The organism is Arthrobacter sp. N1 (assembly GCF_048288285.1).
In the GTDB taxonomy this organism is placed as follows: Bacteria; Actinomycetota; Actinomycetes; order Actinomycetales; family Micrococcaceae; genus Arthrobacter_D.
Window position 1 is genome coordinate 1,188,357 of the sequence record NZ_CP102608.1, and the last position, 26,804, is coordinate 1,215,160.

The 26,804-nt window shown below is 70.7% G+C and carries 27 protein-coding genes; 23 read left to right on the plus strand and 4 right to left on the minus strand.

Annotated elements, in window-relative coordinates; all coding sequences use genetic code 11:
* The first annotated feature begins 163 nt into the window (after nucleotides 1-163).
* The 8 genes from truB to NVV32_RS05410 all read left to right on the plus strand — a co-directional run bounded on the left by truB (nucleotide 164) and on the right by NVV32_RS05410 (nucleotide 8,392).
* A complete protein-coding gene (gene truB / locus NVV32_RS05375; RefSeq protein ID WP_422392002.1) occupies nucleotides 164-985 on the plus strand; it encodes a tRNA pseudouridine(55) synthase TruB in 822 nt (273 codons plus the stop codon).
* A gap of 2 nt (nucleotides 986-987) precedes the next feature.
* Nucleotides 988-1,356, plus strand: a complete 369-nt coding sequence (locus NVV32_RS05380; protein WP_055772554.1) for a hypothetical protein — start codon at nucleotides 988-990, stop codon at nucleotides 1,354-1,356.
* A 113-nt stretch (nucleotides 1,357-1,469) separates the two neighbouring features.
* Entirely contained in the window at nucleotides 1,470-1,871 is a 402-nt protein-coding gene (locus tag NVV32_RS05385; RefSeq protein ID WP_422392003.1) for a hypothetical protein, read from the plus strand.
* 180 nt (nucleotides 1,872-2,051) lie between these two features.
* Entirely contained in the window at nucleotides 2,052-2,744 is a 693-nt protein-coding gene (locus NVV32_RS05390) for a DUF4345 domain-containing protein (RefSeq protein WP_422391625.1), read from the plus strand.
* Nucleotides 2,745-2,969: 225 nt separating this feature from the next.
* Nucleotides 2,970-3,965 carry a bifunctional riboflavin kinase/FAD synthetase gene (locus tag NVV32_RS05395; protein WP_055772548.1) on the plus strand — a complete coding sequence of 332 codons (996 nt, stop codon included), beginning with the start codon at nucleotides 2,970-2,972 and terminating at the stop codon, nucleotides 3,963-3,965.
* Between the two features lie 103 nt (nucleotides 3,966-4,068).
* Nucleotides 4,069-4,338: a 30S ribosomal protein S15 gene (rpsO, locus tag NVV32_RS05400; RefSeq protein WP_055772546.1), complete on the plus strand. Its 270-nt coding sequence runs from the start codon at nucleotides 4,069-4,071 to the stop codon at nucleotides 4,336-4,338.
* A 308-nt stretch (nucleotides 4,339-4,646) separates the two neighbouring features.
* On the plus strand, nucleotides 4,647-6,905 hold the full coding sequence (locus tag NVV32_RS05405) for a polyribonucleotide nucleotidyltransferase (protein ID WP_422392004.1): 2,259 nt from the start codon (nucleotides 4,647-4,649) through the stop codon (nucleotides 6,903-6,905).
* Between the two features lie 110 nt (nucleotides 6,906-7,015).
* Nucleotides 7,016-8,392, plus strand: coding sequence for a M16 family metallopeptidase (locus tag NVV32_RS05410; RefSeq protein ID WP_422391626.1), 1,377 nt, complete (start codon nucleotides 7,016-7,018; stop codon nucleotides 8,390-8,392).
* A 51-nt stretch (nucleotides 8,393-8,443) separates the two neighbouring features.
* On the opposite strand, the gene NVV32_RS05415 is transcribed toward NVV32_RS05410, so the two are convergent.
* Nucleotides 8,444-8,704, minus strand: coding sequence for a MoaD/ThiS family protein (locus tag NVV32_RS05415; protein WP_422391627.1), 261 nt, complete (start codon nucleotides 8,702-8,704; stop codon nucleotides 8,444-8,446).
* Nucleotides 8,697-9,767: a GTP 3',8-cyclase MoaA gene (moaA, locus tag NVV32_RS05420; RefSeq protein WP_422391628.1), complete on the minus strand. Its 1,071-nt coding sequence runs from the start codon at nucleotides 9,765-9,767 to the stop codon at nucleotides 8,697-8,699. Before moaA ends, NVV32_RS05415 begins: the two co-directional genes overlap by 8 nt.
* Nucleotides 9,768-9,961: 194 nt before the next feature.
* Between moaA and NVV32_RS05425 the strand changes: the two genes are divergently transcribed.
* The 7 genes from NVV32_RS05425 to NVV32_RS05455 all read left to right on the plus strand — a co-directional run bounded on the left by NVV32_RS05425 (nucleotide 9,962) and on the right by NVV32_RS05455 (nucleotide 15,631).
* Nucleotides 9,962-11,518: a molybdopterin-dependent oxidoreductase gene (locus NVV32_RS05425; protein WP_422391629.1), complete on the plus strand. Its 1,557-nt coding sequence runs from the start codon at nucleotides 9,962-9,964 to the stop codon at nucleotides 11,516-11,518.
* Nucleotides 11,519-11,611: 93 nt separating this feature from the next.
* Nucleotides 11,612-12,919, plus strand: a complete 1,308-nt coding sequence (gene glp / locus NVV32_RS05430) for a gephyrin-like molybdotransferase Glp (protein ID WP_422391630.1) — start codon at nucleotides 11,612-11,614, stop codon at nucleotides 12,917-12,919.
* Between the two features lie 30 nt (nucleotides 12,920-12,949).
* A complete protein-coding gene (moaC, locus tag NVV32_RS05435; RefSeq protein WP_422391631.1) occupies nucleotides 12,950-13,462 on the plus strand; it encodes a cyclic pyranopterin monophosphate synthase MoaC in 513 nt (170 codons plus the stop codon).
* Nucleotides 13,459-13,944 carry a MogA/MoaB family molybdenum cofactor biosynthesis protein gene (locus NVV32_RS05440; RefSeq protein ID WP_055772530.1) on the plus strand — a complete coding sequence of 162 codons (486 nt, stop codon included), beginning with the start codon at nucleotides 13,459-13,461 and terminating at the stop codon, nucleotides 13,942-13,944. Before moaC ends, NVV32_RS05440 begins: the two co-directional genes overlap by 4 nt.
* A complete protein-coding gene (locus NVV32_RS05445) occupies nucleotides 13,931-14,362 on the plus strand; it encodes a molybdenum cofactor biosynthesis protein MoaE (protein ID WP_422391632.1) in 432 nt (143 codons plus the stop codon). Before NVV32_RS05440 ends, NVV32_RS05445 begins: the two co-directional genes overlap by 14 nt.
* A 16-nt stretch (nucleotides 14,363-14,378) precedes the next feature.
* Entirely contained in the window at nucleotides 14,379-15,149 is a 771-nt protein-coding gene (gene dapB, locus NVV32_RS05450; protein ID WP_422391633.1) for a 4-hydroxy-tetrahydrodipicolinate reductase, read from the plus strand.
* Nucleotides 15,143-15,631, plus strand: coding sequence for a hypothetical protein (locus tag NVV32_RS05455; RefSeq protein WP_422392005.1), 489 nt, complete (start codon nucleotides 15,143-15,145; stop codon nucleotides 15,629-15,631). Before dapB ends, NVV32_RS05455 begins: the two co-directional genes overlap by 7 nt.
* 48 nt (nucleotides 15,632-15,679) lie before the next feature.
* On the opposite strand, the gene NVV32_RS05460 is transcribed toward NVV32_RS05455, so the two are convergent.
* Nucleotides 15,680-16,858: a heparan-alpha-glucosaminide N-acetyltransferase domain-containing protein gene (locus NVV32_RS05460; RefSeq protein ID WP_422391634.1), complete on the minus strand. Its 1,179-nt coding sequence runs from the start codon at nucleotides 16,856-16,858 to the stop codon at nucleotides 15,680-15,682.
* Nucleotides 16,859-16,936: 78 nt separating this feature from the next.
* Between NVV32_RS05460 and dapA the strand changes: the two genes are divergently transcribed.
* The 6 genes from dapA to NVV32_RS05490 all read left to right on the plus strand — a co-directional run bounded on the left by dapA (nucleotide 16,937) and on the right by NVV32_RS05490 (nucleotide 24,324).
* A complete protein-coding gene (gene dapA / locus NVV32_RS05465; protein ID WP_055772516.1) occupies nucleotides 16,937-17,875 on the plus strand; it encodes a 4-hydroxy-tetrahydrodipicolinate synthase in 939 nt (312 codons plus the stop codon).
* Nucleotides 17,872-19,572, plus strand: a complete 1,701-nt coding sequence (locus NVV32_RS05470) for a ribonuclease J (RefSeq protein ID WP_422391635.1) — start codon at nucleotides 17,872-17,874, stop codon at nucleotides 19,570-19,572. The genes dapA and NVV32_RS05470 overlap by 4 nt, the downstream gene beginning before the upstream one ends.
* A gap of 136 nt (nucleotides 19,573-19,708) precedes the next feature.
* Nucleotides 19,709-22,585, plus strand: coding sequence for an FtsK/SpoIIIE family DNA translocase (locus tag NVV32_RS05475; protein ID WP_055772509.1), 2,877 nt, complete (start codon nucleotides 19,709-19,711; stop codon nucleotides 22,583-22,585).
* Between the two features lie 9 nt (nucleotides 22,586-22,594).
* Nucleotides 22,595-23,182, plus strand: coding sequence for a CDP-diacylglycerol--glycerol-3-phosphate 3-phosphatidyltransferase (gene pgsA, locus NVV32_RS05480; RefSeq protein WP_055772506.1), 588 nt, complete (start codon nucleotides 22,595-22,597; stop codon nucleotides 23,180-23,182).
* Between the two features lie 82 nt (nucleotides 23,183-23,264).
* Nucleotides 23,265-23,765 (plus strand): CinA family protein, encoded by a 501-nt coding sequence (locus tag NVV32_RS05485; protein WP_055772503.1) that lies wholly within the window; start codon nucleotides 23,265-23,267, stop codon nucleotides 23,763-23,765.
* 118 nt (nucleotides 23,766-23,883) lie between these two features.
* Entirely contained in the window at nucleotides 23,884-24,324 is a 441-nt protein-coding gene (locus tag NVV32_RS05490) for a helix-turn-helix domain-containing protein (protein ID WP_055772501.1), read from the plus strand.
* A 55-nt stretch (nucleotides 24,325-24,379) separates the two neighbouring features.
* Here NVV32_RS05490 and NVV32_RS05495 read toward each other — a convergent pair whose 3' ends face one another.
* On the minus strand, nucleotides 24,380-24,889 hold the full coding sequence (locus NVV32_RS05495) for a MarR family winged helix-turn-helix transcriptional regulator (protein ID WP_055772498.1): 510 nt from the start codon (nucleotides 24,887-24,889) through the stop codon (nucleotides 24,380-24,382).
* 271 nt (nucleotides 24,890-25,160) lie between these two features.
* On the opposite strand from NVV32_RS05495, the gene NVV32_RS05500 reads away from it, so the two are divergent.
* Nucleotides 25,161-25,379 carry a DUF3046 domain-containing protein gene (locus tag NVV32_RS05500; protein ID WP_422392006.1) on the plus strand — a complete coding sequence of 73 codons (219 nt, stop codon included), beginning with the start codon at nucleotides 25,161-25,163 and terminating at the stop codon, nucleotides 25,377-25,379.
* A 200-nt stretch (nucleotides 25,380-25,579) separates the two neighbouring features.
* Complete coding sequence (recA, locus tag NVV32_RS05505; RefSeq protein WP_055772494.1) at nucleotides 25,580-26,623, plus strand: recombinase RecA; 1,044 nt, start codon at nucleotides 25,580-25,582, stop codon at nucleotides 26,621-26,623.
* Nucleotides 26,624-26,804: the final 181 nt, after the last annotated feature.

Below are 26,804 nucleotides of genomic sequence, written 5' to 3' on the forward strand. Positions count from 1 at the left end.
GCGGGCTGCGGGAGTCCGGGCAGGCGTCCCGGGTCGGCGACGACAGCAGGGACCGCACTGCCGCGCCCATATACTGGGAGGCGTGAATGCAGGGCAGGTCCACTCAGGGCTCATCATCGTGGACAAGCCACAGGGCTGGACCAGTCATGACGTCGTCGGCCGGATGCGACGGCTCGCCGGCACCCGCAAGGTGGGCCACGCGGGCACCCTCGACCCGATGGCCACCGGGGTGCTCGTGATCGGCATCAACCGCGCGACGCGGCTCCTCACCTACATCGTCGGCACGACCAAGACCTACACGGCGACGATCCGTCTGGGCCAGTCCACGATCACCGACGACGCCGAGGGCGAGATCACCGGTGGCAGCATCGCGGCGGCCGTGACCGAGGACGAGATCCGGTCCGCGATCGCGGATCTCACGGGCGACATCGAGCAGGTGCCGAGCAGCGTCAGTGCCATCAAGGTCAAGGGCGAGAGGTCCTACGCCCGCGTCCGGGCCGGCGAGGACGTCGACCTGCCGTCCCGACCGGTCACCATCCACCGCTTCGACGTCCATTCGATCCGCCGCGTGAACAACGGGCGGCTCCAGGACGTCGACGTGACGGTCGAGTGCAGTTCCGGCACGTACATCCGCGCCCTCGCCCGCGACCTCGGCTCCGCGCTCTCCGTCGGCGGGCACCTGACGGCGCTCCGCCGCACCCGCGTCGGCCCCTACTCCATCGAGCAGGCACGCACGCTCGAGCAACTCGCGGAAGACCTCTCCGTCCTCCCGCTCGACGACGCGGGCCGGGCGCTCTTCCCCGTCCGGGACCTGTCCGAGGCCGAGACCGCGGACGTGTCCCACGGGCGGAGGATCGAGCCCAGTGCCCGGCCCGACGTCCCCGTCGCGGCGTTCGCCCCCGATGGCACCCTCGTGGCGCTGCTCGAGAACCGCGGTGGTGCTGCACGGACCGTGCTGGTCTTCGCGCCCGGCGGGAAGGAGTGACCATGGACCCGTTCTTCCTCGTCGGCGTCATCGTCTGCGCTGTCGCTGCCCTCCTGTGCATCGGTGCCGGCCTCCTGCGCCAGCCCCCGAACGACATCACCATCCTGTCCACCGCGGCCGTCGAACTGTTCCTGCTCGCGTACACGGTGGGTGCGGTGATCCGGCAGGTGACGGGGGAACCGGTGCTCGGTGAGGCCTGGGAGTTCTGGGGCTACCTGCTGACCGCGCTCCTCGTGCCCGTCGGCGCCTTCTGGTGGTCCATCCTCGAGAAGACCCGCTGGAGCAACTTCGTGCTCGCGGCCTCCGCGCTCACGGTGTTCGTCATGCTCTTCCGCATGGAGCAGATCTGGGACGGGGTGGCAGGACTGTGACCGACGATCGGAACCATGAGGACCGCGCAGGCGGCCTGGACCCCTCGCGTCCGCCACGGGGCTCCGGCGCCGGGAGGTCGGCGGCAGCATCAGGCGCGCCCGGGCCCGCGCCGGTGACCGGTCGCGCCACCGGTCCCGGACGGCTGCTGGTGGCCGTGTACGGCGTCTTCGCACTCGCCGCGACCGCGCGGGCCGTGTTCCAGATCGCGACCAAGTTCGAGGAGGCGCCGATCGCCTATCTGCTCTCCGCGGTCGCCGCGGTGGTCTACATCGTCGCCACGGTGTCGCTGGCCCGGCCTGGCATCCGCGCCTACCGCCTGTCGGTCGTCGCCGTCACCACCGAACTGGTGGGCGTCCTGGTCGTGGGCCTGCTCAGCATCGTCGACGCGCAGGCCTTCCCGCACGAGACCGTCTGGTCCGGATTCGGGCGCGGGTACGGGTTCGTCCCGTTGTTCCTTCCCGTGCTGGGGCTCCTCTGGCTGCGGCGCACCCGCCCGGACCGCGCGGTGCGCTGACCGGTCCGCGTCGGCGGATCGGAACGGCCGGTGCGCTCCGCCAGGTCCCGCCCGGGTCCTGACCGGAGTACGTCCGCCCGGGCCCGGGCGACTGCTCACGCCGGGCCGGCATCCGACCGTCCCGGTCGCGCGGCATCGTGAGACGATGGCGCTAGGTATCAACCAGCACCTAGGAGCGACATGACCAGCAACAGCCCCGATCACGACGGACCCTCCGTGCCGGGCCGCCGCCCGACGTCGGGCGAGCCCCTCCGCGCCGGGGGCAGCGATGGTCGGCTCTCGCCGGACAGCGCGCGGTCCTCCGCCGTCGATGGCCCGGCACCGATGAGCGCGCCGCGGGGCGCGGACGAGGCTCGCGCATCGGCAGGGGAAGCCACAGAAGCCACGAAGGCCGGACAGGGCACTCCCGGGAAGAAGGCCGGCGCAGCCAGGACATCGGGGAAGAAGGCGTCGGGCGGGGACTGGAACGTCTTCCGCACCGTCGTCGTCCTCGTCGGCCTGGTCATCGCGGGCTTCGGCGCCTACTACCTGATCCTCGGCACCGCGGGCTTGCCGGACACCGAGGGCACGCCGGTCAACCCGACGCTGGAGAACCAGTTCCGTTTCTTCTCCGCCATGATGGTCGGCGTCGGCGCCGCCTTCATCACGATCGCCATCAAGTTCCAGTGGGCCAACATGCTCTGGCTCGTCTGCCTCATGGTGTTCGTCGGCGGCATCGGCCGGGTGCTGTCCTGGGCCTTCTCCGGCACACCGAACTACATCATGATCATCCTCATGGTCGTCGAGCTCGCCTTCCCGCCGGCCCTGCTCGTGTGGCACAAGTACATCGCCAAGACGAGCCAGATGCGCCAAGAGTTCGCGCAGCGCGGCTAGGAGTCCGGGGGGGCGGCGCATCCACGAGGATGCGGTGACTGGATCCCGCAGGCAGCACGTCCACACCGACGGGTCGGAGGACGGACCCGGGGGAGCTGTGGCCGTCGGTCCGGGGCTTCGGCGATGGCGGGAGCGGGGGGTGCGGTCGGCCATAATGGGAGCGGCGCACAACCCGCCGGGCGACGTCCGAGGTCGCGGGACGCAGCCGGATCACAGAGGAGATGCGTGTTCTACTGGAGAGACCTGGACAGCGTGCCCGAGGACTTCGGGCCCTCCGTCCTGACGCTGGGCAACTTCGACGGCGTCCACCGGGGCCACCAGCGCGTCCTGCAGCAGGTCGTCGAAGCCGCCCGGCAGCGCTCGGCCGCCGCCGTCGTCGTCTCCTTCGACCCGCACCCCGCGCAGGTCCACCGTCCGGACTCCGCGCCGGAACTGATCATGGGCCTCGCCGACCGCGTCGAGACGCTCGCCGAGACCGGTATCGACGCCCTCCTGATGATGCACTACACGCTCGATCTCGCCGCGAACTCGCCGGAGGAGTTCGTGGAGCGCGTCTTCGTCCGGGCGCTGAAGGCGAAGGCCGTCGTCATCGGCCACGACGTCCGCTTCGGGGCCGGCAACAGCGGCGACCTGGACACCATGCGCGAGCTCGGCCGGAAGCTCGGTTTCGAGGTCATCGCGATCGACGATTTCGGCGCCAGCTTCCCCATGGACGCCACGGACGACGACGGCGACCGCCGGTGCTCCTCGACCTGGGTGCGCGAGGCCCTGGAGTCGGGGGAGGTCGGCACCGCCGCCAGGGTGCTCGGACGCCACCACCGCATGCGCGGAGACGTCGTGCACGGGGCGGCGCGCGGACGTGAGCTCGGCTACCCCACGGCGAATCTCGCGGCGTCCTCACAGGGCTACATCCCCGCGGACGGAATCTACGCCGGATGGCTCGTGGACGAAGCCGGGACGCGGTGGCCCGCCGCCATCTCGGTCGGCTCGAACCCCACGTTCGACGGCGTGGACCGGCAGGTCGAGGCGCACGTCATCAACCGCCCGCCGGAGCGCGTGCAGGACTTCGACCTGTACGGCCAGGCGGTCGTCGTCGAGTTCGTCGAGCGGCTCCGCGGGCAGGTCACCTACCGTGGGCCCGAAGCGCTCATCGAGCAGATGAAGCTCGACGTGGAGCAGGCCCGCGGCGTGCTTTCGACAGAACAACAGCCCAGACGCTAAACTTCAGGGAGATCCGGCTGCAGTCCGTGGTGGCTGGATTTTTCTGTGTCGTCGCGCAAGCGACGCTCAGCACCTGTTCACGGTACAACTCTAGGAGTTACTCGTGGCCCTTGACGCCGCCATCAAGCAGGAAATCATCAAGGAATACGCTCTCGCCGAAGGTGACACCGGTTCACCCGAGGTGCAGATCGCGATGCTTTCCCGTCGAATCCTCGACCTGACCGAGCACCTGAAGATGCACAAGCACGACCACCACACGCGTCGTGGCCTGCTTCTTCTCGTCGGTCGCCGTCGTCGCCTGCTGGACTACCTGCGGGACACCGACATCTCGCGGTACCGGTCGCTCATCGAGCGCCTCGGCCTGCGTCGATAAGCAGTACCTGAAGGCGGCACCTTCTCCACGGAGAGGGCGTCGCCTTCTCGCACTGACGGACCCCGTCCGGCCGTGCGACGCACGACAGCACCACCCTGCACCAGCAGGGGCAAAGACCGCACAACGATGGAGTCAACCGGCACCGCGCATTCGCGGTCCTCGGTAGTGATCCCCGGAAAGCGCCGGACCGGCGCCTCCGTGGATCTCGATCGAAGACCGGGTGCTGTGGCCGTCCAGGACGGACGAGACCACGACGGGTGCCGGCTGCCTCCGATACTCCTACAGACACAGAAACGGAGGTGACTCTCTTGGAGGGTCCCGAAATTCAGTTCGCCGAAGCAGTGATCGACAACGGTCGCTTCGGAACACGCACCATCCGGTTCGAGACCGGGCGCGTCGCCCAGCAGGCCGCAGGGTCCGCCATGGTCTACATCGACGAGGACACCGCGCTGCTCTCGGCCACCACGGCCGGCAAGCACCCGCGCGAGGGCTTCGACTTCTTCCCGCTGACCGTCGACGTCGAGGAGCGCATGTACGCCGCGGGCCGCATCCCCGGCTCGTTCTTCCGTCGCGAGGGCCGCCCCTCGACCGAGGCGATCCTCGCCTGCCGCCTGATGGACCGCCCCCTGCGTCCGGCCTTCGTCAACGGACTGCGCAACGAGGTCCAGGTCGTCGTGACCATCCTCGCGATCAACCCGGACGTCCGCTACGACGTCGTCGCCATCAACGCGGCCTCGATGTCCACGCAGCTCTCCGGCCTGCCCTTCTCGGGTCCGATCGGCGGCGTCCGTGTCGCGCTCGTGTCCGACGGCAGCGGCAATGACCAGTGGATCGCCTTCCCGAAGCACTCCGAGCTCGAGAACTCGGTCTTCGACATGGTCGTCGCCGGCCGCATCGCCGGTGACGACGTCGCGATCATGATGGTCGAGGCCGAGGCCACCGACAACTCCTGGAACCTCATCAAGGAGAACGGTGCCACCGCGCCCACCGAGGAGATCGTCGCCGACGGCCTCGAGGCGGCCAAGCCCTTCATCCGGGCCCTGTGCGAGGCGCAGTCGGACCTCGCGGGCCGCGCGGCCAAGCCGACCGTCGAGTTCCCCGTCTTCCTCGACTACCAGGACGACGTCTACTCCGCCGTGGAGTCCGCGGGCTCCGACAAGCTCGCGCAGGTCTTCCAGATCGCCGACAAGCAGGAGCGCGAGAGCGCGTCCGACGCCCTCAAGGCAGAGCTGATGGAATCCCTCGGGGCCCAGTTCGAGGGTCGCGAGAAGGAGCTGTCCGCAGCGTTCCGCTCGCTCACCAAGGCCGTCGTCCGCCAGCGCATCCTGAAGGACCAGGTCCGCATCGACGGCCGCGGCCTCAGCGACATCCGCAAGCTGACCGCCGAGGTCGAGGTGCTGCCGCGCGTGCACGGTTCGGCGATCTTCGAGCGCGGCGAGACCCAGATCCTGGGTGTCACCACGCTGAACATGCTCAAGATGGAGCAGCAGATCGACTCGCTGTCGCCCGTCACGCGCAAGCGCTACATGCACAACTACAACTTCCCGCCGTACTCCACCGGTGAGACCGGCCGCGTCGGTTCGCCGAAGCGCCGCGAGATCGGCCACGGAGCACTCGCCGAGCGCGCCCTCGTGCCCGTGCTGCCCACGCGCGAGGAGTTCCCCTACGCGATCCGCCAGGTGTCCGAGGCACTGAGCTCCAACGGCTCGACGTCTATGGGTTCGGTCTGCGCCTCGACGCTGTCGCTGCTCAACGCGGGTGTGCCGCTGCGCGCACCGGTCGCGGGCATCGCCATGGGCCTCGTGTCCGACGTCGTCGACGGCCAGACGCGCTACGCGGCGCTGACGGACATCCTCGGCGCCGAGGATGCCTTCGGCGACATGGACTTCAAGGTCGCCGGTACGTCCGAGTTCGTCACGGCCATCCAGCTGGACACGAAGCTCGACGGCATCCCCGCGTCGGTCCTCGCGGCCGCCCTGAAGCAGGCCCGTGAAGCACGCCTGCACATCCTCGGCGTCCTGCAGGCCGCGATCGACACCCCGGACGAGCTCTCCGAGTTCGCGCCGAGGATCATCTCGGTCAAGATCCCCGTGGACAAGATCGGCGAGGTCATCGGCCCCAAGGGCAAGATGATCAACCAGATCCAGGAGGACACCGGCGCCGACATCTCGATCGAGGACGACGGAACCGTCCTCATCGGTGCGACCAACGGTGAGTCGGCCGAGGCTGCGCGTGCCGCGGTCAACGCCATCGCGAACCCGCAGGTCCCCGAGATCGGCGAGCGCTACCTGGGCACGGTCGTCAAGACCACGACCTTCGGCGCCTTCGTCTCGCTGACCCCGGGCAAGGACGGCCTGCTGCACATCTCCGAGCTGCGCAAGCTCGCCGGTGGCAAGCGCGTCGACAACGTCGACGAGGTCGTCTCCGTGGGCCAGAAGGTCCAGGTCGAGATCACCAAGATCGACGACCGCGGAAAGCTCTCGCTCTCACCCGTCGTGGCGGACGAGGCCGGGGACTCCTCCGAGGATGCCGGCATCGAGCTGCCCGAGGCAGCAGACGCCGAGTAGCCGCATGCCCCGCTCCTCCTGAGCGACGTACGGCCCCGGCGCCCACCGATCACCTCGGTCGGCGCCGGGGCCGTCTGCCTTTCCCGAACAGCTCGAGAAGAAAGACCAGGATGTCCCTGTCCTCCGTAGTGTCCCTGCCCCTGCTGCCCACGCCGCGTGACGGCGGTGGCTCCGACCACTCGTTCGTGGCGGGCGACCCGGGCGGTAACGTCGTCCGGCGCAGCGTCCTGCCCGGCGGGGTCCGCGTGCTCACGGAGGCCATGCCCGGCCAGCGGTCCGCCACGATCGGCTTCTGGGTGGGCGTCGGCTCCCGCGACGAAGCCGAGGGCCAGCACGGCAGCACGCACTTCCTGGAGCACCTGCTCTTCAAGGGCACGGCGCGCCGGAGCGCCATGGACATCGCGTCCGCCTTCGACGAGGTGGGCGGCGAGTCCAACGCGGCGACCGCGAAGGAGAACACCTGCTACTACGCGCGGGTGCTCGACTCCGACCTGCCCATGGCCATCGACGTCATCGCCGACATGGTGACCTCCGCCGTGCTGGACCCCGAGGAGCTCGAGCAGGAGCGCGATGTCATCCTCGAGGAGATCGCGATGGACAGCGACGATCCCGGGGACGTGGCGCACGAGAAGTTCGTGGAGCTCGTGCTGGGGGACCACCCGCTCGGCCGCCCCATCGGCGGGACCCCGGAGGCCATCATGGCCGTCCCCCGGGACTCCGTGCTCGCACACTACCGGCGCTACTACGTCCCCTCGGAGATCGTCGTCACCGCGGCGGGCGGTCTCGACCACGACGTCGTCTGCCGGCTCGTGCAGGAGGCGCTCGAGACGGCGGGCTGGTCCCTGGCCGAGGGTGCCCTGCCCGTGGTCCGGCGGTCGACGACGGCGACACCCGTCCACGGTGCGACCGGCACCCACGTGATCCGCCGCGCCGTCGAGCAGTCGAACATCCTGATCGGCTGCCCGTCCCTGACCGCGACCGACGAACGGCGGTTCGCGATGAGCGTGCTGAACGCCGTGCTCGGCGGGGGGATGTCCTCCAGGCTGTTCCAGGAGATCCGCGAGAAGCGCGGGCTCGTGTACTCCACCTATTCCTTCTCCGCGGCGTACGCGGACGCCGGCTACTTCGGCATGTACGCGGGCTGCTCGCCGGCCAAGACCGGCCAGGTGATCCGGCTGCTCGGCGCCGAGCTCGACCGGCTCGCAGCGGACGGCATCGACGCCGAGGAGCTCCGCAAGGCCGTGGGCCAGCTCTCCGGCGGACTCGTGATGGCGCTCGAGGACAGCAGTTCCCGGATGTCACGCCTCGGCCGCTCGGAGCTCGTGTCGGGGGAGTTCGTGGACATGGATGCCTCGCTCGAACGCATCAGGGCCGTCACGGCGGAGGACGTCCGGGACCTGGCCCGCGCGCTGGCCGCAGCGCCCCGCACCACCGTCGTCGTCGGTCCCTTCGACACGGAGGCCGACTTCACCGAGCAGGAGGGCTGAGGCGCAGACAGGCTGTCAGGACGTGCCGACGCGGCACTGCGGTGCTCCCGGCTAGCCGCCGGCGAACGGGGGCAGGATGTCGAGGACGTCGTCGGGCCGGAGGACGGTGGCGTGGTCGCGCACCGCGATCTCGTTGAGCAGGTAGCTGCTCCGGTCGAGGACCTTCGCGAGCGAGGGGGAGCCGGGTGGGCCGGACCTGCCGCGGAGATCCGCCAGCAGCTCCGCCAGGGGACGTCCGGCGGGCAGCTGCTCCTGGTCGACGCCGGACGCGGCCTTGGCCGCCCCGAAGTAGCGTACGAGGACCTCAGCCACCGATGGCACTCATCGACCGGTCGGGCTGGACGAAGCCGTCCGCCCCGAGGCCCGTGTGCCCCATGCCGTGCGCCTTGGGCTTCAGCCACATGGCGTCGCGCCAGCGCTGAGCGACGGCGTCGTCGTCCGCGTCCGAGCGGAGCAGGTCACGGAGGTCGGTCTCCTCGCGGGAGAAGAGGCAGCTCATGATCTTGCCCTCCGCGGTGACGCGCGTGCGGCGGCAGTCGGCGCAGAACGGCTCGGTGACGGACGCGATGATGCCCACGGTCCCCAGGACGACGTCGGGTGCGTCCTTCGACCTGACCTCCCACCGCTCGGCAGGGGCGCCGTCCCGGTTGCGCGGATCCGGGGTGAGGACGAAGCGGGTCTCGACGAGCTCCCGCATCTCCGCGGCCGTCACCATGCCCTCCTTGGTCCAGCCGTGGTCCGCATCGAGCGGCATCTGCTCGATGAAGCGCAGCTCGAAGCCGCGGCTCACCGCCCACTCGACCAGATCGGGTGCCTCGTGGTCGTTGATGCCGCGCATGAGGACGGCATTGATCTTGACGAGGCCCAGTCCGGCGTCCGCTGCGGCCTCGATGCCCTTCAGGACACGGTCGAGGAAGGGGCGGCGCGTCAGCTGGGCGAAGGTCTCCGCGTGGAGGGAGTCCATCGAGACGTTGATACGCGTCAGCCCGGCCTCCTTGAGCTGTACGGCGCGCCGGTCCAGGCCGAGCGCGTTGGTCGTCATGGAGATGGGCAGATCCGGATGGTTCGCCCTGATCTCCCGGATGATGTCGAGCAGGTCCGCCCGGACGAGGGGCTCACCGCCGGTCAGCCGGAGCTCCCTGATGCCGAGGCGGTCGACGCCGATGCGGACCAGCCTGACGATCTCGACCCGGGACAGGACCTGGTCCTTCTGCAGCCAGTTCAGGCCCTCCGCGGGCATGCAGTAGGTGCAGCGCAGATTGCACTTGTCGGTGAGTGAGAGGCGCATGTCCGTGGCCTGCCGGCCGTGGGTGTCCATCAATCCCGCTGCCGGGACGACGGGGGCGGCGCTCGGCATGCCCAGGTCGGTTCCCATGGTTCGAGGGTACGCCCTCGCCGCCTCCGGACCCTACCCGGCAGCCCGTGCGGGACGGGCCTTCCGCGGCCACCTCCGGGGAGGTAGGGGACGGCGGCGGGGGCCGGGGAACCCGGCGACGGCGGCACGCGTGTATCGGGAGGACCACAGCGGGCGGCACCCTGCCGCCCGGGGCCCGGACGGAAGGCACCGGTATGCGGCGGCGGACATGGGCAGCAGTCTCCGGAGCGCTGGCGGTGGGGCTGGGCGTGATCGGCGGGGAGCTGTCCGCAGCGGCGCTGAGCCCCTCCGTCACGCCCGTCAGCGCCGTCGGGTCCGCGGTGATCGACGGCCTTCCGCCCGGGGTGAAGGACTGGGCCATCGCCTGGTTCGGTACCGCCGACAAGGCGGTGTTCCTCGTGACCATCGCGGTCCTCATCGCGCTGCTCGCCCTCGCCGCCGGTGTGCTCGAGTACCGCAGGCGCTTCGCCGGACGGGCGATGATCGCCGGCTTCGGCGTGGTCGGCGCACTGGCGGTGGCGTCCCGCCCGCAGTCCTCCCCGGTCTCCTTCGTCGCGCCGGTCGTCGCGGCACTGGTGGCCGTCCTCGTGCTCGACGCGCTGGTCCGCGCCCTCAGGGCGTGGCAGCAGGGCGCCGACGGAGCAGCCACGACCGACAGGTCCCCGGCCCGACGCCGGTTCCTGCAGGGTGCGGGCGGCACGGCCGTCGTCGTGGCCGCCACCGGTGCCGCGGCGACCGGAGTCCGGTCCTCGCAGTCGACCGTGACCCAGCAGCGCTCGTCCATCACCCTGCCCGCGCCGGCGGAACCGGCAGTACCCCCGCGCCCCGAGGGATCCTTCATCCCGGAGGGCGCGGAACTGGAGATCCCCGGCATCAGCGAGCTGGTGACCGATGCCGACGACTTCTACCGGATCGACACCGCGCTCGTCGTCCCCGTGGTGGATCCCGCCGGGTGGACACTCCGGGTCACCGGTCTCGTGGACCGGGACGTGGAGATCACCTTCGACGAGCTCCTCGCACTGCCGCTCATCGAGCGCCACATCACCCTGGCCTGCGTCTCGAACACGGTGGGCGGAGGCCTGACCGGCACTGCACGGTGGCTGGGCTGGCCGGTGCGGGAACTCCTCGCGCGCGCGGGCGTCCGGCCGGAGGCGGACATGGTGCTGTCCCGCAGCGTCGACGGCTTCACCGCGGGCACCCCGCTGGAGGCGCTCACCGACGGCCGCGACGCGCTGATCGCCGTGGGCATGAACGGCGCGCCGCTGCCGGTCGAGCACGGCTTCCCGGTCCGCCTCGTGGTCCCCGGGCTCTACGGCTACGTCTCCGCCACGAAGTGGGTGAGCGAGCTGCGGGTGACCCGGTTCGCCGACGAGAAGGCCTACTGGTCCACACGGGGCTGGTCCGAGCGCGGCCCCGTGAAGACCTCCTCGCGGGTCGACGTGCCGCGCCCGAACGCCGATCTACCGGCGGGGGACGTCGTCGTCGCGGGGGTCGCCTGGGCCCAGCACCGCGGCGTCGAGGCCGTCGAGGTGAGGGTCGACGGCGGTCCCTGGCAGCGCGCGGTCCTCGCGACGGCGATCTCCGCGGACACGTGGTGCCAGTACAGCGCGACGCTGGCCCTGGCCGCCGGCTCGCACACCGTCCAGTCGCGGGCGGTGGATCGTGAGGGCGACGTGCAGTCGGACGCCGATGTGGCTCCGGCGCCTGACGGGGCCGAGGGCCTGCACACGGTAACGTTCACGGTGACCTAGACCACCCGCCTCCCCGGCGCCCGACCGCTCCCCGTGGCTCTTGCAGGGACAGCGGTTCCGCACGGGACGGCGTCCGGCTCAGCGGAGGCACTGATGAGAAGAACCGTCGCCGAACACCAGGCCGCCGTAGCCGGCCTCCTCCGCTGGAGCAGCGGGTACGACGCCGGAGCGCCGGAGATCCTCCCGCTCGCCGACGCCCTCGGCCGGTCCCTGGCCGCCGACGTCCCGGCTCCGGTCAGCCTTCCGCCGTTCGACAACTCACAGATGGACGGGTACGCGGTCCATGCCGCCGATCTCGAGGATCCGTCCCGGCTCGCCGTCACCGACGCGATCGCGGCCGGTTCCGTGCCGGCCGACCTGCGGCCCGGCACGGCCGCCCCGATCATGACGGGGGCCATGCTGCCCACCGGCGCCGCCGCCGTCGTGCCCATCGAGCGGGCGGTCCCACCCCGGTTCTACGCTGCAGCCGATCTCGCCCGGCCCGGTGCCGCGGTGACGGTCGCCCTCCCGGCAGGCATCCCTGCCGGACAGTACGTGCGACGGGCCGGGAGCGACATCGCCGAGGGGGCCACCGCGCTGACCGCCGGAACGCTGCTGGGGCCCGCACACCTCGGACTGCTCGCGGCCTGCGGCGTCGGACGCGTGCCCGTCCGGCCACGCTTCCGGGTCCTGCTGCTGTCCACCGGCGACGAGGTTGCGGAGCCCGGGACACCGCTCGCTCCCGGCACCATCTACGACGCCAACAGCACCCTGCTGGAGTCCGCCCTGACCGAGGCCGGGGTCGCGGTCACCCGCCACCGCCCCCTCGGTGACGACCCCGCCGTCCTCCGGGAGGCACTCGCCGGTATCGCCGCGGGCAGCACCAACCTGGTCCTCAGCACCGGCGGCATCAGCCAGGGGGCCTACGAGGTGGTGAAGCAGGCCCTGGCCGACAGCAGCGTCGAATTCTCGTCGGTCGCGATGCAGCCCGGAGGGCCGCAGGCGCACGGGACGCTCTCGGGGATCCCCTTCCTCGGCTTCCCCGGCAACCCGGTCAGCGCGCTCGTCTCCTTCGAGATGTTCCTGCGGCCCGCCCTGCAGCAGCTCACCGGCCTCCCGGCAGCACGGCCCGTCCTCGACGCCGTCCTGACCGAGGGACTCACCAGCCCCGAGGGCAAGCACCAGCTGCGGCGCGGGCTGTTCCGTGGAGGCCGGGTGGCACTCATCGGCGGACCGGGCTCCCACCTCCTCCACGCCCTCGCGGCGTCGAACTGCCTGGTCCACGTGCCCGAGGGAGTGGACATCCTGCAGGAGGGGGACAGGGTGCAGGTGACCCTCCTGGGACCCGTCCCCACGGACCCGTTCGCCGTCGAGGACGTCCTCGTCCTCGAGGACGCCGAACCGGCGAGCGTCACGGACTGATTGAATGGGATCCGCAGAAAGGACTCCTCGATGAGCACACCAGCACCTCCCGATGCCGGAGGCCCACCGGCCGCGTCCCCGGCCCTCTCCCACGTGCGGGCCGACGGGACCGCCCACATGGTCGACCTCTCCGGCAAGCAGCCGACCGTCCGCGAGGCCGTCGCCGAGTCGACGCTCGAGACCACGGCCGAGGTCGTGGCCCTGATCGCGGACGGGACCCTGCCGAAGGGTGACGCCCTCGCCGTCGCCCGCGTGGCCGGCATCATGGCGGCCAAGCAGACCTCCACCCTGATCCCGCTGTGCCACCCGTTGCCGCTGTCGAAGGTGACGGTCGACTTCGAGCCGGACGGCGGCACCGTCAGGGTCGTCGCGCTGGTCAGGACCACGGCGCTCACCGGGGTCGAGATGGAGGCGCTCACCGCCGCGTCCGTCGCGGCCCTCACGCTCTACGACATGGTCAAGGCCGTGGACAAGCGCGCCGTGATCAACGGGACGCGCGTGGTGGCCAAGTCCGGCGGGAAGAGCGGGGACTGGACGGCATGACGGGTCTCCGCACCGCAGCCGTGGTCATCGCCTCCACCCGCGCCGCCGCCGGCACCTACGAGGACGAGTGCGGCCCCGCCATCGCCGCGTGGCTCTACGAGCACGGGTTCGCCGTCGCGGACGCCGTGGTGGTCCCGGACGGCGACGCCGTGGGGACCGCCATCGGCGCGGCCCTGGAGGCGCGTCCCGCCGTCCTGATCACGAGTGGCGGGACGGGCCTCAGCCCCGACGACGCCACGCCGGAGCAGACGGCGCCCTACCTCACCCGCAGCCTCCCCGGCATCGTCGAGGCCATCCGGCGTGCCGGTGAGCCGAAGGTGCCGACGGCCGTGCTGAGCCGTGGCCTGGCAGGCACCGCCGGCAGCACCTTCGTGCTCAACCTGCCCGGTTCGCCCGGCGGGGTCCGCGACGGACTCTCCGTGCTCTCGCCGCTGATCGACCACATCTGCTCCCAGTTGGAGGGCCGCAATGACCACCGGTGACGTCGTCCACGCAGCCGTCGCAGCATCGCCGATCACCCCCGAGGAGGCCTACGCCGCCGTCGATTCTCCGTTCTGCGGTGCCGTCGTCGGCTTCAGCGGTGTGGTGCGGGACCACGACGGCGGCAAGGGCGTGACGTCCCTGAGCTACTCCGCGCACCCGAGCGCGGAGCGCATCATCCGCGAGGTCGCCGAGGAGATCGCGTCCCGGCACGAGGGCATCCGCGTCTGGGTGGCGCATCGCGTGGGTCCCCTCGACATCGGCGACCAGGCCCTGGTGGCCGCCGTCGGGGCCGCCCACCGCGGTGAGGCGTTCCGGGCGTGCTCGGACCTCGTGGACCTGGTCAAGGAGAAGGTGCCCATCTGGAAGGAGCAGTTCTTCACGGACGGCACCGTGGAATGGGTCGGCGCCGGCGCGTGACAGTAGGCTGGAGGGCATGACCGATCTCCTGCCCGTCGCCGTCCTCGGCGCCCGTGGTCGCATGGGTTCCGAGGCGGTCCGCGCCATCGGGGCGGCGCCCGACCTCGACCTCGTGGCCGCCCTCGGCAGCAGCGACCCGCTCGAGTCCCTCGTCTCCGCCGGTGCCGCCGTCGTCGTCGACCTGACCGTACCCGAGGCCACGGCATCCAATGTGCGCTTCATCGTCGACCACGGCATGCACGCCGTGGTGGGGACCACGGGCTGGACCGTCGACCGGCTCGCCGAACTCGAGTCCCAGCTGGCCGGCAGCCCCGCGACGGGAGTCCTCATCGCGCCGAACTTCGCCCTCGGATCCGTCCTCGCATCGGCGTTCGCCGCCACCGCGGCCCGGTACTTCGAATCCGTCGAGATCATCGAGCTGCACCACCCGGACAAGGTGGATGCGCCGTCGGGCACGGCCGCGCGGACCGCGCAGCTCATCGCCTCGGCGCGGGCCGCCGCTGGGGTTTCCCGGGCGCCGGACGCGACGCGCGACGAGCTCGACGGGGCGCGCGGGGCCCGTGTGGACGGCGTCCCCGTGCACTCCGTCCGGCTCCGGGGACTCACGGCGCACCAGGAGGTGCTGCTCGGCAGTCCGGGGGAGCAGCTGACCATCCGGCACGACTCCTACGACCGCGCGTCCTTCATGCCGGGCGTCCTCCTCGGCATCCGCTCCGTGGCCGGGCATCCGGGGTTGACCGTCGGACTCGACGGCTACCTCGACCTGCAGACCGGCGGACGATCGTGAACGCCGTGGACCTCTACCGCCGGCACAAGGTCAAGCTCGGCGTCCTGCTGGTGACGGCCCTGCTCGTGTTCTGGCTCGCGGTCGCCTTCCAGCGCAGCTTCCTGCTGCTCGGCGACCCCGAGCCCGTGGCCAAGGCGATCGGCGCGGGGTACCTGCTCCTGCCGTGCATCGGGGCGTGGGCACTGATCCGCGAACTGCTGTTCGGTGCGCAGACCCAGCGCATGGCGCGGCAGCTCGACCGCGAGGGCGGGCTACCGGTCGACGACCTGCCGAGGACCCCTGCCGGGCGTATCGTCCGCTCCGCGGCGGACGAGTCCTTCCCCGCCTACCAGGTCGAGGTCGAGTCCGACCCGGAGAACTGGCGCAGCTGGTTCAGGCTCTCCTGCGCCTACGACGCGGCCGGGGACCGCAAGCGGGCCCGGCGGGCGATGCGTGAGGCCGCGAAGCTCCACCGGCAGGACGGCGCGGCCAGCACGCCCTGACGGCGTCGCCTGCACGGACCGGGACCGGGTCGCCGGAGCCCCAGCGGCTCAGCGGCGGGCTTCGATGCGGCCGTCGCGTGCCGCGTTGGCCGCGCCCGACGCGATGAGTTCCAGGGGCCCCCGCGAGCGCACGCGCTGGAAGAGGATGCCGATGGCGACGGCGGCCGCCAGCTGGAGCCAGAAGAGCTGCACGGGATCCGGGAGCGGAGTCAGCTGGTCGGCCCAGCTCATGACGCAGACGTGGAGGCTGTAGAGGGTCAGCGTCATGGCCCCCGGCGCCGAGAGCGGCAGGAGCGCCTGCGGGAAGCGGCGCGTCAGCAGGAGGCAGACGGCGACGACGGCGGCGGCCGCTCCGGACACGTGCACCAGGTCGAGGGTCGAGCCGGAGTGGGGGGCACTGACCGCGAGCCACCACCAGGACCCGGTCTGGTCGATCCCCGCGAGGCCGACGTCGAGCATGGCCTGCAGCGGATACCGGGAGCCGTCCGGGGTCGCGAGGATGGCGTCGAGGCCGCCCGCCCGGAGCAGCTGTGCGCTGAGGAGCTTGGCCCCGATCGCCGCGGCGACGCCTCCCCCGAGGAGGCCGAGCTGCACGGGCAGTCGGCGGAGGTCCAGCCGCCCGACGACCAGCCCCACGAGGATGAAGCCGAGCCACTGCAGTGCCGGGTAGTAGCCGGTGAGCATGATGTCCGCGGCGAGGGTCTGCGGTACGAGGAGGTGGTCGAAGACCGGATTGCCGCCGAGGGTCGGGGGGTCGATCCCCGCCGTGACGACGGGCCGCAGCAGGTAGGCCGCGACGGGCGCGAGGACGAGCCACCCGACGGTCCAGGCGGCCAGCGCACGCAGCCGGAGGCCCACGAAGGGAAGGGCGAGGAGGAACAGTACGCCGTAGTGGACGAGGATGATCGCGATGTTCGTCTCGACGCCGCCCAGGATCAGGCCGGTCAGCGCGATGAGCAGGGCGCGCACCGCGATCCCGGTCCGGTCGGCGGAGAGCGTGCGGTCGCGGTGCGGCGATCGCCCGCCGGTGAGCAGCGCCAGCCCGATCCCGGCGATGACCGCGAACAGGCCGGAGGCGCGTCCGGAGAAGACCAGGGCGGTCCAGGTGGCGGTCGTGCTCCCGGGTGCGTACAGCGGCAGGATGTGCGTGCTCATCATCCCGAACAGCGCCACGCCGCGGGCCGCGTCGATCCCGGTGAGGCGCCGCGGCGCGGCCGTCGTCTGCATGCTGTCATGGTCCCACAGGCATCGTGACGGTCACGCCGGGTCCCACCGGGTGCCGCCCGAACGGGTAACGTTTCATCCATGGCTGACACCCCCTCGAGCACCCCTCCCTTCGGGACCCTCGTGACCGCCATGGTCACGCCGTTCACCGCCGACGGCGCCGTCGACCTCGACGCCACCGCCGTCCTCGCCTCGAAGCTCGTGGACGACGGCTGCGACGGCCTGGTGGTGTCGGGGACCACGGGGGAGACCTCGACACTGGAGGACTCCGAGAAGGAGGACCTCTACCGCGTGGTCGTGGAGACCGTCGGGGACCGCGCCCGCGTGATCGCCGGGACCGGGACCAACCACACCTCGCACTCGGTGGAGATGGCGCGCCGTGCGGAGCGGGCAGGGGCCCACGCGCAGCTCGTCGTGACGCCGTACTACAACAAGCCCACCCAGGCCGGGGTGATCGCGCACTTCGACGCCGTCGCGGCGGCCTCGGACCTCCCCATCATGATCTACGACATTCCCGGCCGCTCGGCCATCCCCATCACCACCGAGACCATGATCCGGCTCGCGGAGAATCCGAGGATCGGCGCCCTCAAGGACGCCAAGGCCGACTTCGCGGCGATCACCCGGGTCCTCGCCTCCACAGACCTCGACGTGTACTCCGGCGACGACGGCCTGACCCTGCCCTGGATGGCGGCCGGAGCGGTCGGCGTCGTCAGCGTCAGCGCCCACGTCGCGACGGCGGCCTTCCGGGCGCTGGTGGACGCGGCGGCCGCCGGGGACTTCGTGGAGGCCCGGCGCATCCATTTCGAGCTCGACCCCGTGATCCGCGCCGTCATGACGCACATCCCCGGCGCGGTCTCCGCCAAGCACATCCTGCACCTGCAGGGGGTCCTGGCGAACGCCGTCGTGCGCCTGCCCCTGGTCCAGGCCGACGAGCAGGAGCTCGCCCCGATCCTCGCGGATCTCGCCGAGGCGGGGTGGGACCTGGCCCCGACCGGAGCGCACCGGGGCGCAGGCGCATGAGTGACGCCGCCGGTGTCGGGCCCGCCCTGCGCACCCTGCCACCGGCACTCGGGGCCGGCACGCTGAGGATCGTCCCGCTCGGCGGGCTGGGGGAGATCGGCCGGAACATGGCCGTGTTCGAGATCGGCGGCAAGCTGCTGATCGTCGACTGCGGCGTCCTCTTCCCCGAGGAGACCCAGCCCGGCGTGGACCTGATCCTGCCGGACTTCTCCTACATCGAGGACAGGCTCGACGACGTCGTCGGGCTGGTCCTCACGCATGGCCACGAGGACCACATCGGCGCCGTCCCGTACCTGCTGCGCCTCAAGGCCGACATCCCGGTCATCGGCTCGCAGCTCACCCTCGCGCTCGTCGAGGCCAAGCTGCAGGAACACCGGATCCGCCCCTACACCCTGACGGTGTCCGAGGGGCAGATCGAGCAGTTCGGCCCCTTCGAGTGCGAGTTCGTGGCGGTCAACCACTCCATCCCGGACGCGCTGGCGGTCTTCATCCGCACGGAGGCCGGCAACGTCCTCCATACCGGTGACTTCAAGATGGACCAGCTGCCCCTCGACGGCCGCATCACGGACCTCCGCGCCTTCGCCCGCCTCGGCGAGGAGGGCGTGGACCTCTTCATGGTGGATTCCACCAATGCGGACGTCCCCGGCTTCACGACGGCGGAGCGCGAGATCGGCCCGGTCCTCGAGAACCTCTTCGGGCAGGTCCGCAAGCGCATCATCGTCGCGTCCTTCTCATCGCACGTGCACCGCGTGCAGCAGGTCATCGACGCCGCGCACGCCCACGGCCGCTTCGTCTGCTTCGCCGGCCGGTCGATGGTCCGGAACATGGCCATCGCCGCGAAGCTCGGCTACCTCAAGGTCCCGGACGGGATCCTCGTCGACATCAAGAACGTCGACGACCTGCCGGACGACCGCGTGGTCCTCATGTCCACCGGCTCCCAGGGTGAACCCATGGCCGCGCTGTCGCGCATGGCCAACGGGGACCACCGCATCACCGTCGGCAAGGGCGACACCGTGATCCTCGCGTCCTCGCTCATCCCGGGCAACGAGAACGCCGTCTACCGGGTCATCAACGGCCTGCTGAAGCTCGGCGCGGACGTCATCCACAAGGGGAACGCGAAGGTGCACGTCTCCGGGCACGCCGCAGCAGGCGAGCTCCTCTATTGCTACAACATCCTCCGGCCGAAGAACGTGATGCCCGTGCACGGCGAGACGCGCCACCTCATCGCGAACGGGAAGCTGGCGCAGCAGACCGGCGTCCCCGCCTCCAACGTGCTCCTGACGGATGACGGCTCCGTGGTCGATCTCGTGGACGGCAGGGCGCGGGTGGTCGGCGCCGTGGAGTGCGGCTTCGTGTACGTGGACGGCTCCAGCGTCGGAGAGATCACGGACGCGGACCTCAAGGACCGGCGGATCCTCGGCGAGGAGGGGTTCATCTCGATCATCACCGTCGTGAACCGGACCACGGGGAAGGTCGTCTCCGGCCCCGACATCCACGCGCGGGGCTTCGCGGAGGACGACTCCGTGTTCGACGAGATCAAGCCGAAGATCAACGAGGCGCTCGAGGAAGCCGTGATGAACACCACGGACCACACCACGTACCAGCTGCAGCAGGTGGTCCGGCGCATCATCGGGACCTGGGTCAATCGCCGGTACCGCCGCAGGCCCATGATCATCCCGGTCGTCCTCGAGGCCTGACGGCAGACGGGTCCACCGCGGCGACGCTCGACCGGGTGCCGGGTGCCGGGTGCCGGGTGCCGGGTGCCGTGGGTGCCGGGTGCCGTGGGTGCGGGAATCCGACGCTTCGGCGGCGCGGTCCGGTACCGTGAGGATCATGGCCACTCGAACGTCCCCTGCCCCGCGGGGCCAGCACCAGACCCGCGGCAAGGGAGCCTCCGCCGCTGCGGGGACCGGCCGGGCCAAGGCGCCCGCCAAGGACACCCAGCGCACGACGGCGAAGACCCGGCAGGTGCCGGTCGCTCCGGAGCCGCAGCACGAGGACCGCCTGGCGCTGCCGCTGCGGGCCGTCCGGGCCGTCTGGATGGGCACGGCGCGCCTCGTGGGGTCGGGTGTCCGCACGTTCGGGCACCACGTCGAACCGGAGCGTGACCTCCGCCGTGACGGCACCGGGTTCTTCCTCCTCCTGCTGGCACTGGCCGTCGCGGCCGTCGAATGGTGGGCCCTGACCGGGACGCCGGCCGACATCGTCCACGCGGCCGCCGGAGGGACATTCGGCTGGATGGCCCTGCTCGTGCCCTTCATGCTCGGTGTCGGCGCCGTCAGGCTCTTCCGGTACCCGGAACGCCACCGGGCCAACAACCGCGTCGCCATCGGACAGCTCGTCATCCTCGTCGCCGGCTCGGGCATCGCGCACCTCGTCGGTGGCCAGCCCGGCCTCGCGGCAGGACTGGACGCCCTCTGGCGCGCCGGGGGAGTGGCCGGCTTCGTCGTCGCCGGACCCCTCAGCAGCGTCCTCACGGCCTGGCCCGTCGCCCTCGTGCTCACCGCGGCGATCTTCCTCGGCCTGCTGATCGTCACCGCCACACCCTTCCGCCACATCCCCTCGCGCCTGCGGACCCTCTACGAGCACCTCATGGGCCAGGACCCGGACGCGGCCGACCACCGGCGAGAGGACGGCCACGACCAGAGCTACCTCTACGAGACGCACGGGGCCACCGCCGCACAGGAGCCGAAGAAGCGCAAGCGCCTGTTCGGCAAGGACCGGCAGTCCGCCGCAACCGGGGACCACGGCGAGGACGACGTCGACGGCTACGTCGGCGACGAGGCGTTCGAGCGCGCCGTCATCGAGGACGAGGAGCGCCGCGCCCGCGAGGCCGAGGCCGCCGTGCCCCCGGGCATCCGCCGCCCGACCAAGCAGGAGCTCGCCGCCGAGGAGCTGAAGCGGTCGAACGCAGCCCGGCTGCCGGCCGCCGAGGCCCCGGAGCGCGCGCCCGAGGGCGCCACCGAAGCCATCGACGTCGTCCCGGCGGCGAAGGCCCTGATCGTCCCGTCGACCCCGGTGCAGCCCCAGGTGCCGCCGACGCCGATCCCGCAGCGCACCGAGCAGCTGCAGCTCGCCGGGGACGTCGCCTACACCCTGCCGCCGTCGGACTACCTGCCGGCAGGCACCCCGCCCAAGGAGCGCTCGGAGGCCAACGACGCCGTCGTCGCCGCCCTGACGCACACCATGGACCAGTTCAACGTCGACGCCAAGGTCACCGGATTCTCGCGTGGTCCGACGGTCACGCGCTACGAGATCGAACTCGCGCCGGGCACCAAGGTGGAGCGGGTCACGGCGCTGTCCAAGAACATCTCCTACGCGGTCGCGTCCTCCGACGTCCGCATCCTCTCGCCCATCCCCGGCAAGTCCGCCATCGGGATCGAGATCCCCAACACGGACCGCGAGACCGTCTCCCTCGGTGACGTGCTCCGCTCCGGCAACGCGCGGAAGACGGACCACCCGATGGTCATGGGCGTCGGCAAGGACGTCGAGGGCGGGTTCGTCGTCGCGAACCTCGCCAAGATGCCCCATCTCCTCGTGGCCGGTGCCACGGGCGCGGGCAAGTCCTCCTTCGTCAACTCGATGATCACCTCCATCCTCATGCGGTCCACGCCGGACGAGGTGCGGATGGTCATGGTGGACCCCAAGCGCGTGGAACTGACCGCGTACGAGGGGGTCCCGCACCTCATCACGCCGATCATCACCAGCCCGAAGAAGGCCGCCGAGGCGCTGCAGTGGGTGGTCCGCGAGATGGACACGCGCTACGACGATCTCGCCAACTACGGCTACAAGCACATCGACGACTTCAACAAGGCCGTCCGCAACGGCAAGGTGGTGCCGCCCGAGGGCTCCAAGCGGGTCGTCCGCCCGTATCCCTACCTCCTGGTCATCGTCGATGAGCTCGCGGACCTCATGATGGTCGCCCCGCGCGACGTCGAGGACTCGATCGTGCGCATCACGCAGCTCGCGCGTGCCGCGGGCATCCACCTCGTGCTGGCGACGCAGCGCCCCTCGGTCGACGTCGTGACCGGCCTGATCAAGGCCAACGTGCCCTCCCGCATGGCCTTCGCGACATCATCCGTGACGGACTCCCGCGTGGTCCTCGACCAGCCGGGCGCCGAGAAGCTGATCGGCCAGGGCGACGCCCTGTTCCTGCCGATGGGTGCGTCCAAGCCGATGCGCGTGCAGGGCGCGTGGGTCACGGAGTCGGAGATCCACCGCGTCGTCGAGCACGTCAAGGGCCAGCTGCAGGCGGTGTACCGCGAGGACGTCGCGGTCGACGCGCCGAAGAAGCAGATCGACGACGACATCGGGGACGATCTCGACGTCCTGCTGCAGGCCACCGAACTGGTGGTCACCACCCAGTTCGGCTCGACGTCGATGCTGCAGCGCAAGCTGCGCGTCGGCTTCGCCAAGGCGGGCAGGCTCATGGACCTGCTCGAGTCGCGTGGCGTCGTCGGCCCCTCGGAGGGGTCCAAGGCCCGCGACGTCCTCGTGAAGCCGGACGACCTCGAGCCCGTCCTCGCGGCGATGCGCGGCGACGAACCGGCGTCGCAGGCCGCTTCGGTGCCCCGCCCTGCCCAGCCCCCGATCGACCTCGTCGCCGACGACCTCGCCTCCCGGGCACAGGCCGTCGACTATCACGACGGTGCTGACGGCTCGGACGACGCGGACGGCGACACCGACGCCTGGAACCTCACCGGCAGGTAGCCTGACACCGTGAACAGCTCCCCGACCCCGGCGGTGCCGGTACTGAACATCGCGAACGTCCTGACGGTCGTGCGCATCCTGCTGGTCCCCTTCTTCATCTGGTTCCTCCTGCTCGACGACGGCGGTGGCGGCCTCTTCCGCTGGCTCGCGGTCGCGACGTTCGCCGTCGCGATCTACACGGACAAGCTCGACGGCGACCTCGCCCGGAGCAGGGGACTCATCACGGACTTCGGCAAGATCGCAGACCCGATCGCCGACAAGCTCCTCATCGGCTCCGCGCTGATCCTGCTGTCCGTGCTCGGCGAACTGTGGTGGTGGGTGACGATCGTCATCCTGGTGCGGGAAATCGGCATCACGCTGCTCCGCTTCGCGGTGATCCGCTACGGCGTGATGCCCGCCTCGCGCGGCGGGAAGCTGAAGACGGTCGTCCAGACGGTCGCGATCCTCCTGCTCCTGGTCCCGCTGCAGGCGCTGCTCGGCGACTGGGCCTGGTGGGTCGCCGCGGCGGTCATGGCCGCCGCGCTCGTGATCACGGTCGTGACGGGGGTCGACTACATCCTCCAGGCGATCCGTCTCCGCGCGCGGGCCCGCCGGTGAGCCCGTCCTCGTCCGACCCGACGGGCGACAGGCTCCTGGTCCTGCCGCGGCCGGTCGCGGAGGGAGCAGCAGGGGACGCTCGGTGAGCGGCACCCTCGCCGCCGACGTCATCGCCCTCGCCACGCGGCGCGGTCTGACGGTCGCGACCGCCGAATCCCTGACCGCCGGCATGGTCGCCTCGGCACTGGCCGATGTGCCCGGCGCCTCGTCCGTCCTGCAGGGCGGTGTAGTCGCCTACCAGGTCGAGGTCAAGCAGAATCTGCTCGGCGTGGACGCTGATCTGCTGGCCGATGTCGGAGCCGTCGATGCCCGCGTAGCGGCGGCCATGGCCGAGGGGGCCCGGCTCGCCCTCGTCGCCGACATCGGCGTCGCCACCACGGGAGTGGCCGGGCCGTCGGCGCACCAGGGCAAGCCCGTGGGCACCGTCTTCACGGCGATCTCGACGGCATCCGGGACCCGGAGCTTCGAACACCACTTCCACGGCGGGCGGGACGGCGTCCGCGCCGCGACCGTCGAAGCCGTCCTGGCGGAACTCCTCGGGGAACTCTCCGGGGGAACAAACCGCCCACGGGGTGAGTTATAAACACTGCCGGCCGTTGATAGGGTTGGCGGCTCAGGCTCAAGCAGATCGGGCAGGTCATCATCACGGGCGTTCGTCGATCACGGCGGTGCCGCATCTATGAGGGAGCAAGGCGATACAGATGGTAAAGCAACCCGTATCCGTAAACGGCGTCGTCCGTTGGCGTGATGTGGGGTTGGCAGATGATGCACAACGCAAGCCCAAGGAGCGCAAAATGGTCGTACTTCGCCATGAGATCGGCGATGTCCTCCGGGATGTCCGCCAGCGCCAGGGCCGTACCCTGCGTGAGGTGTCGCACAGTGCGAGGGTTTCCCTCGGATACCTCAGCGAGGTCGAGCGTGGACAGAAGGAAGCATCCTCTGAACTCCTCTCATCAATCTGCAGTGCACTCGAGGTGCCGCTCTCCTCGATGCTGCGGGAAGTCAGCGACCGGCTGGCAGAAGCAGAAGGCGTGTCCATCCCGGATACCGTTCCCCAGGAATTCGCGCGTGAGTTCGGCGACGACCTCAGCGACGGACTGAACGACGATTTCCGTCGGGGGCTCGCGGCGACGAACCGCTAGCCACCCCACGACAAGGAAGGCCCGCCCCACAGGGGACGGGCCTTCCTGCTGTCCGCTACCAGTTGTCCTTGGTGTACGTGTTGTTGAGCTGCGCGATCAGGGTGCCCAGACGCGTGAGGTCGTCGACCTCCCAGTCCTCCATGAGCTGGTGGAACGCCTGCTTCCTGGCAGACTGCGCCGCGACCAGCTGAGTGGTTCCGGCGTCCGTGAGCGAGATGGACTGTGCCCGCCCGTCGAGCGGGTCCGCCTCCTTCTGCACCAGGCCGAGCTGCTCCAGCATCGCGATCTGGCGACTGACCGAGGGCTTGCCCACCCCGACGCTCGCAGCGATGTCCGTCAGGCGCATCGACCCCTCCCGCTGCAGGATCACGAGCAGGCCGTAGGCCGCCGGTTCCATGTCCGGGTGCACGCGACGCGCTACCTTGTAGGAATTCGACCTGGCACGACGCCACAGCATGCTCAGCTGTTGCTCGAGCGCTTCGATGGCGGCATCGGTGTCGGCGTCGTCGCCGGGATAGGGCGCCAGGCTCGGGCCGGGGTCGGTGCTGCTCGGCTTCGCGTTCATGGGCCAATTGTAGGGTTCCGGTTCCCGGGCGGCACCATGCGACGCCGGCCGATATCCCGCGACCTCCGTCGACGTGGCGCGACTCCGTCGCGTGCCGGATCGCCAAGAGCACCACGGCGCTGCACGGACCAGCCGCGCAGCCTGCCCTCGTGGCGGGCAGCTCGGGCCCCGCCCCGGCCGATGCTGCGCGGCGTCGGTGCGGGCGGCCACAATGGAGAGGGCGCCGCAGGGCATGCAGGCGCCGTCGAACAGGAACGGCGGGGAACTGGACATGCGGTTGAGCGATTTCTGGCGGTTGATGGACGACGAGTTCGGGGAGCGGTATTCCCGCACCCTCGCCCGTGACCTCGTGGTGGACCAGCTCGGTGACAGGACCGCCTCCGACGCGCTGTCGGCGGGCCTGGATCCGAAAGCGGTGTGGGAGGCGGTGTGCCGCGCCCAGGACGTCCCCCGGGACCGCTGGCTGGGCCAGGACGTGAAGCCGCGCTGACCCCGCCCGGACCGTCGGCGAACACGCGGGGGAGGTCCTGGATAATCGAATATCTGTTCGGATCGCGGTAGAATGATCCTGGAGGCGGAGTGCTCTTGTACACATAGCGGCAGGCCCACCTCAAACTGTCGGCGCAGACTCCTACAGTCGACTCTGAACACGTAAACAGGCCTCACGGCCATGGACAACCGAGGTGAAGAATGGCCGCTCCAGACCGCGAGAAAGCCCTCGAAGCAGCTCTCGCTCAGATCGACAAGCAGTACGGCAAGGGTTCCGTGATGCGTCTCGGTGACGAGACCAGGGCGCCCATCGAGACCATCTCGACCAGCTCCATCGCGCTGGACGCCGCGCTCGGTATCGGCGGGCTGCCCCGGGGAAGGGTCGTCGAGATCTACGGGCCGGAGTCCTCGGGCAAGACCACCGTCGCACTCCACGCCGTCGCCAGTGCCCAGCGCAACGGCGGGATCGCCGCGTTCATCGATGCCGAGCACGCGCTCGACCCCGAGTACGCCAAGCGGCTCGGTGTGGACACGGATGCCCTCCTGGTCTCCCAGCCGGACACCGGTGAGCAGGCGCTGGAGATCATGGACATGCTGATCGGGTCGGGGTCCATCGACATCGTCGTGATCGACTCCGTCGCCGCACTCGTGCCCCGCGCCGAGATCGAGGGCGAGATGGGCGACAGCCACGTCGGTCTGCAGGCGCGCCTCATGAGCCAGGCGCTGCGCAAGATCACCGGTCGCCTGAGCCAGACCAAGACGACGGCCATCTTCATCAACCAGCTACGCGAGAAGATCGGCGTGTTCTTCGGAAGCCCCGAGACCACCACAGGTGGCAAGGCGCTCAAGTTCTACGCCTCCGTCCGCATCGACGTGCGGCGCATCGAGACGTTGAAGGAGGGCGTGAACCCGGTCGGCAACAGGACCCGCGCCAAGATCGTCAAGAACAAGATGGCGCCGCCCTTCAAGCAGGCGGAGTTCGACATCCTCTACGGACACGGGATCTCCCGTGAGGGCGGGCTGATCGACGTCGGGGTCGAGAACGGCCTGGTCAAGAAGTCGGGCGCCTGGTTCACCTACGACGGTGACCAGTTGGGACAGGGCAAGGAGAACGCCCGTAAGTTCCTCATCGACAACCCGGGACTGGCCGATGAGCTGGAGCAGAAGATCCGGGTGAAGCTGGGGATCGGTGTCCACGCGGAGGAGCCTGAGGCGCCCAAGCTGAAGGCCGTCAGCGGCGAGTAGACGCATGAACGGCGACGACGGCGCGGGTCCCGTCGAGTGGGGGACCTCCTTCGGCCGATTCGGCGCCGACAGCTCGCAGGAGTCTGCCGAAAGGTCGGAGGGCGACGGCGAGACTCCCCGTCGGCAGGGCATGCGGAAGGGCCTGACGCGGTCCGGATCGTCCTCCTTCGGCCGGAGCGGG